The following is a 12,028-nucleotide window of genomic DNA, read 5'->3' on the forward strand; positions in this document are numbered from 1 at the left end:
TCGAATGGCGCGCGGCGGCTTTGCCTTTTTCGCCATCCCGGGCCACGCCGGGGACGGCCTGTCCTATGTCGCCGACGCGAAGTCGCGCGGCGCCTGCGTCGTCGTCACTCAACGGCGAGCTGACTGCCCGCTGCCGGTCGTCGTCGTCGATGACGTTCGGCGCGCCCTGGCCCTCGCCGCGGCGCGCTTCTTTTCTCGCCAGCCGTCGACAATCGCGGCTGTTACGGGAACGAGCGGCAAGACGTCGGTCGTGGCCTTCTTGCGCCAGATCTGGGCCGCGCTTGGACATGAGGCGGCGTCGCTCGGCACCGTCGGAATCGTCGATTCTCGCGGCGCGCATTATGGAGCGCTGACGACGCCCGGACCCGTCGAACTCCACAGAACGCTGGACGAACTTGCCGGACGTGGCGTGACGCATCTCGCCATGGAGGCGTCGTCGCTGGGGATTGATCAGCGGCGGCTCGACGGCATGCGCGTCGACGTCGCGGGCTTCACCAATTTCTCGCGCGACCACCTCGATCATCACGCCAGCATGGAGGAGTATTTCGCGGCGAAGATGCGGCTCTTCGAAACGCTGCTGCACCCTGGCCAGACGGCGGTGATCGACGCCGACAGCGACGTTGCGTCCCGCGTCATCGAAATCTGCCGCGCCAGGGGCCTCACAATCTTAAGCGTCGGTTCGAAGGGAGAGACGATAAGGCTCCTATCGGCGGCGCCGTCTGCGCTCGCGACGTCGCTGCGGCTCGCCCATGAGGGCGTCGAATATGAGGTCGATCTGCCGCTCGCCGGCGCCTTTCAGGTCTCGAACGCGCTCGTCGCCGCCGGACTGGCCATCGCGAGCGGCGATGACCCGGGGCAGGTCTTTGCGGCGCTCGAAGCGCTCAAGGGCGCTCCCGGGCGGCTCGAACTCGTCGGCCAGCGTAATGGCGCGCCGATTTTCGTAGATTACGCGCATAAGCCCGACGCGCTGGAGAAAGTGCTCGCCACTTTACGGCCGCTGACAAAAAAACGCCTGATTGTCGTCTTCGGGTGCGGCGGCGATCGCGATCGTGGCAAGCGCCCGCTGATGGGGGACATCGTCGCCCGCGCGGCGGATGTCGCGATCGTCACGGACGACAATCCGCGCAGCGAGGACGCCGCCGCCATTCGCGCAGAAATTCTCGAAGGAACCCGCAGCGGCGCGGCGCACATCATCGAGATCGGAGACCGGCGCGCGGCGATCGCCAAGGCCGTCGCGGGGCTTGAAGCGGGCGATGCGCTCGTCGTGGCTGGAAAGGGCCATGAAACCGGGCAGATCGTCGGCGACCGCGTTTTGCCTTTCTCCGATCATGAGGCGATTGCGCAGGCGCTCAAGGAGAATCATCCATGACCAAGAGGCCGTTATGGTCGGGATTGGCGCTGGTCGGCGCGCTGCGGGCGCGCGCGAGCGGCGGTCTTGCGCGCGAAGCCGCCGGCATTTCCATTGACACGCGGACGCTTCAACCCGGCGATCTGTTCTTCGCCATCAAGGGCGAGACGCGCGATGGTCACGACTTCGTGCGGATGGCGCTTGAGAAAGGCGCGGCGGCGGCGGTCATCGACGAAGCGCATGCGCCTGAGCTTTCCGGCGCCGGGCCGCTGTTCATCGTTAGAGACGTGCAACAATCGCTCGAGTCGCTTGGACAGCGGGCGCGCGAACGAAGCGCCGCCTTCATCGCCGCCGTCACCGGCTCCGTCGGCAAGACCTCGACGAAAGACATGATCCGGCTCATGCTGTCGCGTTTCGGCGAAACGCATGCATCGACGGCGTCTTACAATAATCACTGGGGCGTGCCGTTGACGCTTGCGCGCATGCCGGCGGAGTCGCGCTTCGGCGTGTTCGAACTCGGCATGAATCACGCGGGCGAGATCGCCGCGCTCGTCGCTCAGGTGCGTCCTCACGTCGCCGTCGTTACCCGCATCGCTCCGGTTCACCTCGAATATTTCGGATCGATCGAGAAGATCGCAGACGCCAAGGCTGAAATCTTTTCCGCGCTCGACGGCGGCGTCGCGATCATCAATCGCGACGATGGATTTTACCAGCGTCTCGCCGCGGCGGCTGCCCCAACCGCCAGCCATGTCTTTGGTTTCGGCGAGACGGAAGGCGCGCATGCGCGGCTCCTGTCTTACGAGCCCGCCGGCGAAGGCGCGCTGGTCGAGGCGGAAATTCTCGAGCGGCGACTGCGCTTTCGCATCGGCGCGCCAGGCAAGCATATCGCCATGAACGCGCTCGCGGCGCTGCTTGTGGGCGTCGTTTTCGATGTGGATTTGGAAGAAGCTGCGGCGGCCTTCGCCGAATTCACGCCGCCTTCCGGACGCGGCCAACGCCAAAAAATAATGACGCCAGACGGCGAGTTTACGCTCATCGACGAAAGCTACAACGCCAACCCGACCTCCATGCGGGCGGCGCTGCAGCTGCTCGGCGCCGCCGCCACAGGCCCCGGGGGCCGGCGCATCGCCGTGCTCGGCGACATGCTGGAGCTCGGGCCTCAGGCGGCCGAACTGCACGCCGAGCTCGCTCAGGACCTCATTGGCGCGAACGTCGATCTGCTGTTCACCTCGGGGCCATTGATGTCACGCTTGAGTTACGCTGTGCCTGATTCGATGCGCGCCGCGCATCGGGCGACGCCGCTGGAGCTGGAAGAGGCCGTTCTCGCAGCGGTTCGTCCTGGCGATGTGGTGATGGTAAAAGGCTCCAATGGTTCGCGGATGGCGCGGATCGTCTCGGCCTTGAAAAGCGCATTCGCTCGCGAAATGGCGAGCTGAGGAGAGACGATGCTAACGCTGCTTGCGGACTTCTCTTATCTATACAGTCCGCTAAACATCTTCCGCTACATCACTTTTCGCGCCGCTATGGGCGCGGCGACGGCGCTGTTCTTCGTCTTTTTCTTCGGACCGGGCGTAATCGCCGCGTTGCGCATCAAACAGGGCAAGGGCCAGCCGATCCGCGAGGACGGACCGGCTTCACATCTCATCACAAAAAAAGGCACGCCGACGATGGGCGGCCTGATGATCGTCTCGGGACTGGTCGCGGCGACGCTGCTTTGGGCGAATCTGCGCAATGCCTATGTGTGGATCGTGCTCTTTGTCACCGTCAGCTTCGGCCTCATCGGCTTTTATGACGATTATCTCAAGGTGACCAAGCAGTCGCACGCCGGCTTCTCAGGCAAGATGCGATTGGCGCTCGAGTTTTTGATTGCCGGCCTAGCCTGCTACGCGCTGATGGAAACTGGCGGCGAGAACATGACGAAGCTCGCCATCCCCATGGTGAGGGGCTATGTCGCGACGCTGGGGCCGCTGTTCATCCTGTTTGGCGCCTTCGTCATCGTCGCCGCGGGCAACTGCGTCAATCTCACCGATGGGCTCGACGGCCTCGCCATCGTGCCGTCGATGATCGCCGCCGGCGCCTTTGCGATCTTCGCCTATCTCGTCGGCAATTCGATCTTTTCGAACTATCTCGGCGTCAATTACGTCTCCGGCGTTGGCGAATTGACGATCGTCTGCTCCGCCTTCATTGGCGCCGGACTTGGCTTTCTGTGGTTCAACGCGCCGCCGGCGCAAATCTTCATGGGCGACACCGGCTCGCTCGCGCTCGGCGGGCTCGTCGGGTCCGTGGCGGTGGCGGTGAAGCAGGAGTTCGTGCTCGTCATCGTCGGCGGACTATTCGTCATCGAAGGCGCGTCGGTCATCATCCAGGTCGTCTATTACAAGCTCACCGGCAAGCGCATCTTCCTGATGGCGCCGATCCATCACCATTTCGAGCAGAAGGGCTGGAAGGAGCCGCAGATCGTCATCCGCTTCTGGATCATCGCCTTCGTCCTGGCCCTGATGGGCCTCTCGACCTTGAAGCTGAGGTGACGATGACGCCGGTCGAGACATTCAAGGGCAAGCGCGTCGCGCTTTTTGGCCTCGGCGGTTCGGGCCTCGCCACGGCGCGAGCGCTGATCGCCGGCGGCGCGCAGGTCGCCGCCTGGGATGACGGCGAGGCTGGCCGACTAAAGGCGGTCGCGCAAGGCGTAGCGCTCGAGGATCTCGCGGCGGCGGATTGGAGCGGCTTCGATGCGCTCGTCCTTTCTCCCGGCGTCCCGCTCACCCATCCCGAGCCGCATTGGACGGTGCAGGCGGCGAAGGCCGCCGGAGTCGAGATTATCGGCGACGTCGAACTGTTCTGCCGCGAACGCGAGGCGCGCGCCGGGGGATCGCCCTTCATCGCCATCACCGGCACAAACGGCAAATCAACGACTACGGCGCTGATCGCGCACATCTTGCGCGAGGCGGGCCGCGACGTTCAGCTCGGCGGCAACATCGGCGTGCCGATTCTCGACCTCGAGCCGCCGTCCGATGAGCGCATTCACGTTATCGAATGCTCGTCGTTCCAGATCGATCTCGCGCCCTCGCTGGCGCCGACCATCGGCGTGCTGATCAACATCACGCCGGACCATATCGACCGTCACGGCACGATCGAAAATTACGCCGCCATCAAGGAGCGGCTCGTCGCCGCGGCGGAAGTGGCTCTGGTCGGCGTCGACGACGCCTATTGCCATGCGATCGGCGCGCGCCTCGCTGAAGTCGAGACCCCCGAGCGGCGTGTCGTGCCGGTCTCCGGGAAGCGTGCGCTCGACTGGGGATTTTATGTCGAGGATCGAAGCGTCTATTTCCGCGAGCAGGGACATCCGCCCGAGGAGGCGGAGCTGATCGGTTCGCTCGAAGGCGCGCGCGCGCTTCGCGGCGCGCATAATGCGCAGAACGCCGCCTTCGCCGCCGCCGCCGCGTGGGAATGCGGATTGGACGACGACGAGATCTTGAGCGGATTGCTGAGCTTCCCCGGCCTGCCGCATCGGATGGAGGAAGTTCGACGCATTGAACGCGCGTTGTTCGTCAACGACTCGAAGGCGACCAACGCCGACGCCGCCGAAAAGGCCCTGGTGAGCTTTACCGATATCTACTGGATTCTTGGCGGCCGATCGAAAGAGGGCGGCGTTGAACCGCTGCGACCGCATTTCTCTCGCATACGCAAAGCCTATCTGATCGGCGAGGCCGCGGGCGATTTTGCGCGCACCCTGGAAGGCGCGCTGCCTTTCGAACAGTGCGGAACGCTCGACGTGGCGACGACGCGCGCAGCGCTCGACGCGCTGGCCGAAGACGCTCCCGAGCCGGTCGTGCTGCTGTCGCCGGCTTGCGCCTCCTATGACCAGTTCGCCAATTTCGAGGCGCGGGGAGATGCGTTTCGCGGGCTCGTTGAGGGGCTTCCCGCCGTGATCGCGGAGCGAAAAGGAGAGCTGATATGATCTCGCGCGCGGAACGAACGCTATTCTCCGACTGGGCGTGGACAGTGGATCGCTGGCTGCTCGTGAGCCTTGCCCTGCTGATCGTCGCCGGTCTCGTCTTCTCCATGGCCGGCAGCCCGCCCGTCGCGGAGCGGCTGCATCTGCCGACCTTCCACTTCGTCAACCGGCAGGTGCTCTATCTTCTGCCGGCGCTGGTCCTGATGATTGCGACGTCGTTTCTTTCGCCGCGTCACGTGCGCCGACTGGCGCTGGTGATCTTCATCGTCTCTCTCGCGCTCGTCTTCGCCACTATCTTCTACGGTCAGGAGGTGAAGGGCGCGAAGCGATGGATCTTCGGCGTTCAGCCCTCGGAATTCTTGAAGCCCGCCTTCGTCGTGCTCGTCGCCTGGGCCTTTTCCGAAGGGGCGCGTCGCAAGGATGTTCCAGGCAATCTAATCGCGCTTCTGCTGCTGCCGATCGCGATCGCGCCGCTGATGCTGCAGCCTGATTTTGGCCAGACGATGCTGGTTTCGATTGTCTGGGCGGCGCTGTTTTTCATGGCCGGCTTGCACTGGATCTGGGTTGTCGGATTGGGCGGGCTTGGCGGCGTCTCGGCGCTGCTCGCCTACAAGTTCGTACCGCACGTCCACGCGCGCATCGAATCCTTTCTGGAGCCGCCGCCGCCCGTCGCAGGCGTGCCCGCGAATTTCCAGTCGGAGACGGCGCTTGAGAGCTTCATCGCCGGATCGTGGTTCGGCAAAGGCCCAGGCGAAGGAGTCATCAAGCGCATCCTGCCCGACTCCCACACCGATTTCATCTTCGCGGTCATCGGCGAGGAGTTCGGCGTTCTTGTCTGCATCGCGCTTGCCGCGGTCTTCGCCTTCGTCGTGGTGCGGGGGCTGTTCTCGGCGGCGCGCAACAGCGATCCCTTCTGCCGTTTTGCGACTGCGGGCCTCGTGATGCTGTTTGGCCTGCAGAGCTGCATCAATATGGCGGTGAACGTGCATCTTATGCCCGCCAAGGGCATGACGTTGCCCTTCGTCTCCTATGGCGGCTCTTCGCTTATTTCGCTGTCGCTCGGCATGGGCTTTCTGCTCGCCGTCACGCGGAAGCGGCCGCGGTCCCGCGTGCTGAGTGAGCTCGCCGCGACGGGCGCGCCCGCCGCCGCGTGATAAAAGCCTCGGTATGATCGATTCGCCGATTCTCCTCGCCGCCGGCGGCACCGGCGGCCATCTTTTTCCGGCCGAGGCGCTCGCACATGCGCTCGCCGCCCGCGGGCTGGCGGTGGAGCTCGTCACCGAGGAGCGCGCTCTGCGCTTCGGCGGCGGCTTTCCGGCGCGGGCCATGCATGTGATCCCTGCCGGCACGCCGCGGGGCGGCTCGTTGCTGGCCAAGGCCCAGGCGGTTGCGCGACTTGCGATCGGCACGGCGCAGGCCGCCGCGCTGTTGCGCCATGTCAAACCGGCCGTGGTGATCGGTTTCGGCGGCTACCCGACCGTCCCACCCTTGCTTGCGGCGTCCTATCTCGGCGTGCCGAGCGCTTTGCACGAAGCGAACGGCATCATGGGCAAGGCCAATCGCTTCCTCGCCGGCCGCGTCGACAGGATCGCCGCCGGCCTGCCGACTCTCGCCGCGCCCGCGGCCTTGCAAAGCAAGGTCGTCGTCACCGGCAATCCGGTGCGTCCCAATGTGCTCGAGGCCGCCAAGACTCCCTATCCTTCGTTCGATGATGGAATCTTCCGGCTGCTCGTCGCCGGGGGCTCTCAGGGCGCCCGCGTCATGGCGGACATCGTGCCGGCGGCCGTCGCGGCGCTGCCTGACGCGCTGCGGGCGAAAGTCGCTGTCGTGCAACAGGCGCGTCCCGAAGATATCGCGCGGGTCGAGGCGATCTACGCCGGCGCCGGGGTCGGCGCCGAGATTGCGCCCTTTTTCGCTGATTTTCCGGCGCGGCTCGCTGCGGCGCATTTCGTCATCACCCGCGCCGGCGCGTCGACCGTTTCCGAGCTTGCGGTCGTCGGGCGACCGGCGATGCTGGTGCCGCTGCCGCATGCGCTCGATCAGGATCAGGCGGCGAACGCCGCTTTTCTCGAAGCGGCGGGCGGCGCGGAAACCGTGCGCCAGAGCGACTTCACGCCGGAATTTTTGACGCGGCGGCTTTGTGACCTCATCAATGCGCCGGCGCAGCTTTGCGCGCGCGCCGAAGCCGCAAAGATGGTCGGCGTCGCCGACGCCGCCGAGCGTCTCGCCGATCTGATCATCCACGTGGCGCGGACGGGCGCTACGAAACGGAGCTAGGAATGAAACTGCCGAAAGAGTTGGGCCCGATTCACTTCGTCGGCATCGGCGGCATCGGCATGTCTGGAATCGCCGAAGTGCTGCTCAATCTCGGCTACAAGGTGCAGGGGTCGGACGCCGCCGAAAACGCCAACGTCAAGCGTCTCGTCGAAAAAGGCGCGACGATCAGCATCGGACATGACGCCAAAAACCTCGGCGAAGCCGCAGTGGTCGTCGTCTCCACCGCGATCAAGCGAGACAATCCCGAACTTGTCTTGGCGCGCGAAAAACGTCTGCCGGTCGTGCGCCGCGCCGAAATGCTGGCCGAGCTGATGCGCCTCAAGCAATGCGTCGCCATCGCCGGCACGCATGGCAAGACGACGACGACCTCGCTCGTTGCGACGCTGCTCGACGCCGGCGGCCTCGATCCGACCGTGATCAACGGCGGCATCATCAACGCTTATGGCACGAATGCGCGTCTTGGCGCCGGCGACTGGATGGTGGTGGAGGCCGACGAAAGCGACGGCACGTTTCTCAAACTGCCGGCGGACGTCGCCATCGTCACCAATATCGATCCCGAACATCTCGACCATTTCCATACATTCGACGCCATCAAGGAAGCCTTCCGCAACTTCGTCGAAAATATTCCCTTCTACGGCTTCGCGGTGATGTGCCTCGATCATCCGACCGTGCAGGAGCTTGTCGGCCGCATCGAGGACCGCCGTGTCATCACCTATGGCGAAAATCCGCAGGCCGACGTGCGTTTGCTCGACGTCGATCTCGAGGGCGGCGTGTCGAAGTTCAATGTGCTGCTGCGCGACCGCAAGACGTCGCAGGCGATCTATCTCGAAAATCTCGTCCTGCCGATGCCGGGCCATCACAATGCGTTGAACGCGACGGCGGCGGTCGCCGTCGCCAATCAGCTCGGCCTTTCACCCGAACAAATCCGCAAGGCGCTTGCCGGCTTTGGCGGCGTGAAGCGGCGCTTCACCAAGACCGGCGAATGGAACGGCGTGCAGATTTTCGACGACTATGGACATCATCCCGTCGAAATCGCCGCCGTGCTGCGCGCGGCGCGCGCCTCCACCAAGGGCAAGGTCGTCGCGCTAATGCAGCCGCATCGCTATTCGCGGCTGCAGTCGCTTTTTGATGCTTTCGCCACCTGCTTCAACGACGCCGATGTGGTCATCATCGCCGATGTCTATCCGGCGGGCGAGCAGCCGATTCCGGGCGCCGATCGCGACGCGCTTGTGTCCGCCATCAAGGCGCATGGCCATCGCCGCGCGATGGGGCTGCCCTCTCCCGAAGTGCTGGCGGCGATGGTGCGCGAGATCGTCGCGCCGGGCGATTATGTCGTCTGTCTTGGCGCCGGCAATATCACCCAATGGGCCTATGCGCTGCCGGAGCAATTGGCGGCGGGGGCAGGGGGTTGAATTGCTCTTGCCCCCTCCCTGTCCCTCGCCCGCTGACGCGGGAGAGGGACCCTAACGAGCGGCTCTTGCGCAATCTGGATGAAGCGCTTGATCTGCTCCCTCTCCCGCGAAGCGGGGGAGGGTTGGGGTGGGGGCCGGCATGACTTCCCCGACATCTCCGTCAACGGGGTGACGAAGGGACGTGAATTTATGTGGCAGGATTTGACTTCCGTAGAATTGCTACTACATTTGACTACATCGTAGTCAGTCCTCTCCGAATCATGAAATCCGCCGCGCCCACGCCGACATCCGTTCGTCTGACCGACGAAACGCGCAAAATCCTCGATGAGGCGGCGCGGCGCACGCGCCGCTCCCGTTCTTATCTCGTTGAGGAAACGCTCAGGCAGTTTCTTCCGCGCATCGTGCAAAAGGAAACCCAGCCGTCGCCGCAAGAGCGCATTCGTCGCCTGAAAGAGCTGGAGGGCATCGGCTACCGGCTTGTCGGACCGCAATCCATTGAGGAGATCGACGCACGCATCCGTGAATTCCGTGGCGACGACTGAGACGCTTCCGGTCGAAGGCGGGCGGGCCTATTTCGACGCAAATTCGGTCATCTATTTCATCGAGGCGAATCCAGAGTTTTATTCGAAGATCTCCAGCCTCTGGTATGCGCTCATCGAACGAAACACGACCTTTGTCACGAGTGAAATCTGCGTTGCAGAATGCTTTTACGGCGCCTTCAGACGTCAGAGTGAGGTGCTCGAAAACGGTTACGATCGACTGTTCTTTGAGGAGAGGACCTTCGACATTCGGGCTGTGGACCTCGATACTCTCATCGGGGCGGCGCGCCTCGGCGCCGATCTCGGCCTAAGACTGATCGATGCGGTGCATTTTCGAACGGCGTTGGCCGCGCAATGCGATATCTTCGTCACGAACGATCGCCGATTCCGCTCGAGTCATGGCGTGCGCGTCGTCCAAATCGCCGAGCTATGATGTAGCGTTGATCTAGCCGAAAGCCGCTTATGACCTTCCCCGACATCTCCGCCGACATCGCCGCCGCCATGCCGCAACTACGCGGGCGCGTCGCGGCGAATGAGGCGCTCGCGCCTTACACCTGGTTTCGCGTCGGCGGGCCGGCGCAGATCCTGTTCATGCCGGCCGACGAAGCCGATCTCGCCTATTTCCTCGCGCGATTGCCGCGAGAGATTCCTGTAACCGTCGTCGGCCTTGGCTCCAATCTGATCGTGCGCGACGGCGGCGTCGAAGGCGTCGTGATTCGACTTTCGGCCAAGGGCTTCGGCGAGATCGTCGTCGAAGAGGGCTGCAGGCTGCGCGTCGGCGCCGCGGTCCCCGACGTGAAGGCGGCGCGCGCTGCGGCGGAAGCGGGAATTGACGGGCTTGCCTTCTATCGCGGCATTCCCGGCGCGATCGGCGGCGCGCTGCGCATGAACGCCGGGGCGCATGGCGGCGAGACAAAGGACGCGCTGATAGAAGCGCGCGGCGTCGACCGCGCCGGCGACGTCCGCGTCTTTGGCGTCGCCGACATGGGCTACGCCTATCGTCATTGTTCCGCCCCCGACGACGTGATCTTCACGCAGGCGCTTTACCAGGGACGTCCCGGTGATCCGGCGACGATCATCGCCGAGATGGAGCGCATCACCGCGGCGCGCGAAGCCTCGCAGCCGATCAAGGAAAAGACCGGCGGCTCGACTTTCAAGAATCCAGACGGCGAAAAGGCGTGGCGGTTGATCGACGCGGCCGGCTGTCGCGGACTCGTCGTCGGCGATGCGCAGGTCAGCGAGATGCACTGCAATTTTCTCATCAACCGTGGGCGGGCGAGCGCCGCCGACATCGAGGCGCTTGGCGAAGAGGTGCGCCGGCGTGTGCGCGAGACGAGCGGCGTCGAACTGCATTGGGAGATCAAGCGCATCGGCGTCGCGTGAGAGCTTTCGCCGCATTCACCGAATGGGCTTCGCAAGCCGACGAAGCCGCTTATTCGGATCTTTAGTTGGCATTTTTCAAGTCGAGAGCACATGACCAAGCACGTCGCCGTTCTAATGGGCGGTCTTTCCGCCGAACGCGAAATTTCCTTGCGCTCGGGCGAGGCCTGCGCGAAAGCCCTCGAAGAGCAGGGATTTCAAGTGTCCCGCGTCGATGCGGGGCATGACGTCGCGAATGTTCTTGCGGCGCTCAAACCCGATGTTGCTTTCAACGCGCTCCATGGCAAGTTTGGCGAGGATGGCTGCATTCAGGGCGCGCTGGAGCTTCTGCGCATCCCCTATACGCATTCGGGCGTGCTCGCCTCGTCGGTGGCGATGAAAAAGGATATCGCGAAGACGGTGATGGCGGCCGCCGGCGTTCCGACGCCCAAAGGGCGCGTGCTGCACAGGCTGGACGCCGCCAAAGCGCACGCGCTGCCCCTTCCTTATGTCCTGAAGCCCGTCTCCGAAGGCTCCTCCTTCGGCGTCTTCATCGTCAGCGAGGGCCAAGAGCATCCGCCGCAGGAATTATGGCGGGAGGATTGGACTCATGGCGACATGATGCTCGCGGAGCAGTTCATCGCCGGGCGCGAACTCACCTGCGCCGTCATGAACGACAAGGCTCTCGATGTGATCGAAATCCTCGCTGCCGACGGCGGCTGGTACGATTATCACGCCAAATACGCCAAGGGCGGCTCGAAACACGTCCTTCCGGCAAATCTTAAACAGAATATTTACCAAGAGGTCCAACATTTGGCCCTTGAGGCTCACCGAGCTCTCGGCTGTCGCGGCGTAAGCCGCGCGGACTTCCGATACGACGACCGCCCCGGAGGTACGGGCGAGCTCGTCGTATTGGAGGTGAACACGCAGCCGGGAATGACGGAGACCTCGCTCGTGCCAGAAATGGCGGCATACGCAGGTTTTTCATTCGGCGAGTTGGTCAAATGGATGGTGGAAGACGCATCCTGCGATCGTTGAGAGAGTCATTTTCGGCTCGGCACTCGCTCGTCCCCATCGTTCCCGGAGAAGCGCCATACGCCTTGGCGGCCGCAGTCGCCGCCGCGACCATCCCGCCGGC

Annotated in this window: 11 protein-coding genes; all 11 read left to right on the forward strand. The window is 64.1% G+C overall.

Going from position 1 to position 12,028, the window contains the following annotated elements:
* A partial coding sequence (locus NEI07_RS16420; RefSeq protein ID WP_256036023.1) for a UDP-N-acetylmuramoyl-L-alanyl-D-glutamate--2,6-diaminopimelate ligase occupies positions 1–1,369 on the forward strand: 1,369 nt, incomplete at its 5' end.
* Positions 1,366–2,784: a UDP-N-acetylmuramoylalanyl-D-glutamyl-2,6-diaminopimelate--D-alanyl-D-alanine ligase gene (locus NEI07_RS16425; protein ID WP_256036025.1), complete on the forward strand. Its 1,419-nt coding sequence runs from the start codon at positions 1,366–1,368 to the stop codon at positions 2,782–2,784. The genes NEI07_RS16420 and NEI07_RS16425, both read left to right, overlap by 4 nt.
* 9 nt (positions 2,785–2,793) lie before the next feature.
* Positions 2,794–3,876, forward strand: a complete 1,083-nt coding sequence (mraY, locus tag NEI07_RS16430) for a phospho-N-acetylmuramoyl-pentapeptide-transferase (protein WP_256036027.1) — start codon at positions 2,794–2,796, stop codon at positions 3,874–3,876.
* 2 nt (positions 3,877–3,878) lie between these two features.
* Positions 3,879–5,306 (forward strand): UDP-N-acetylmuramoyl-L-alanine--D-glutamate ligase, encoded by a 1,428-nt coding sequence (murD, locus tag NEI07_RS16435; protein WP_256036028.1) that lies wholly within the window; start codon positions 3,879–3,881, stop codon positions 5,304–5,306.
* A complete protein-coding gene (locus NEI07_RS16440) occupies positions 5,303–6,457 on the forward strand; it encodes an FtsW/RodA/SpoVE family cell cycle protein (protein WP_256036029.1) in 1,155 nt (384 codons plus the stop codon). Before murD ends, NEI07_RS16440 begins: the two co-directional genes overlap by 4 nt.
* A gap of 13 nt (positions 6,458–6,470) precedes the next feature.
* On the forward strand, positions 6,471–7,580 hold the full coding sequence (gene murG / locus NEI07_RS16445) for an undecaprenyldiphospho-muramoylpentapeptide beta-N-acetylglucosaminyltransferase (protein ID WP_256036031.1): 1,110 nt from the start codon (positions 6,471–6,473) through the stop codon (positions 7,578–7,580).
* A 2-nt stretch (positions 7,581–7,582) separates the two neighbouring features.
* On the forward strand, positions 7,583–8,992 hold the full coding sequence (murC, locus tag NEI07_RS16450) for a UDP-N-acetylmuramate--L-alanine ligase (RefSeq protein ID WP_256036032.1): 1,410 nt from the start codon (positions 7,583–7,585) through the stop codon (positions 8,990–8,992).
* 191 nt (positions 8,993–9,183) lie between these two features.
* Positions 9,184–9,534 (forward strand): ribbon-helix-helix protein, CopG family, encoded by a 351-nt coding sequence (locus tag NEI07_RS16455; protein ID WP_256036033.1) that lies wholly within the window; start codon positions 9,184–9,186, stop codon positions 9,532–9,534.
* On the forward strand, positions 9,512–9,964 hold the full coding sequence (locus tag NEI07_RS16460) for a type II toxin-antitoxin system VapC family toxin (RefSeq protein ID WP_256036035.1): 453 nt from the start codon (positions 9,512–9,514) through the stop codon (positions 9,962–9,964). The genes NEI07_RS16455 and NEI07_RS16460 overlap by 23 nt, the downstream gene beginning before the upstream one ends.
* A gap of 29 nt (positions 9,965–9,993) precedes the next feature.
* Complete coding sequence (murB, locus tag NEI07_RS16465; RefSeq protein WP_256036037.1) at positions 9,994–10,914, forward strand: UDP-N-acetylmuramate dehydrogenase; 921 nt, start codon at positions 9,994–9,996, stop codon at positions 10,912–10,914.
* 90 nt (positions 10,915–11,004) lie between these two features.
* Positions 11,005–11,928, forward strand: a complete 924-nt coding sequence (locus NEI07_RS16470; RefSeq protein ID WP_256036038.1) for a D-alanine--D-alanine ligase — start codon at positions 11,005–11,007, stop codon at positions 11,926–11,928.
* Positions 11,929–12,028 lie beyond the last annotated feature (100 nt).

Origin of the sequence: Methylocystis suflitae (assembly GCF_024448135.1) — a bacterium.
In the GTDB taxonomy this organism is placed as follows: Bacteria; Pseudomonadota; Alphaproteobacteria; order Rhizobiales; family Beijerinckiaceae; genus Methylocystis; species Methylocystis suflitae.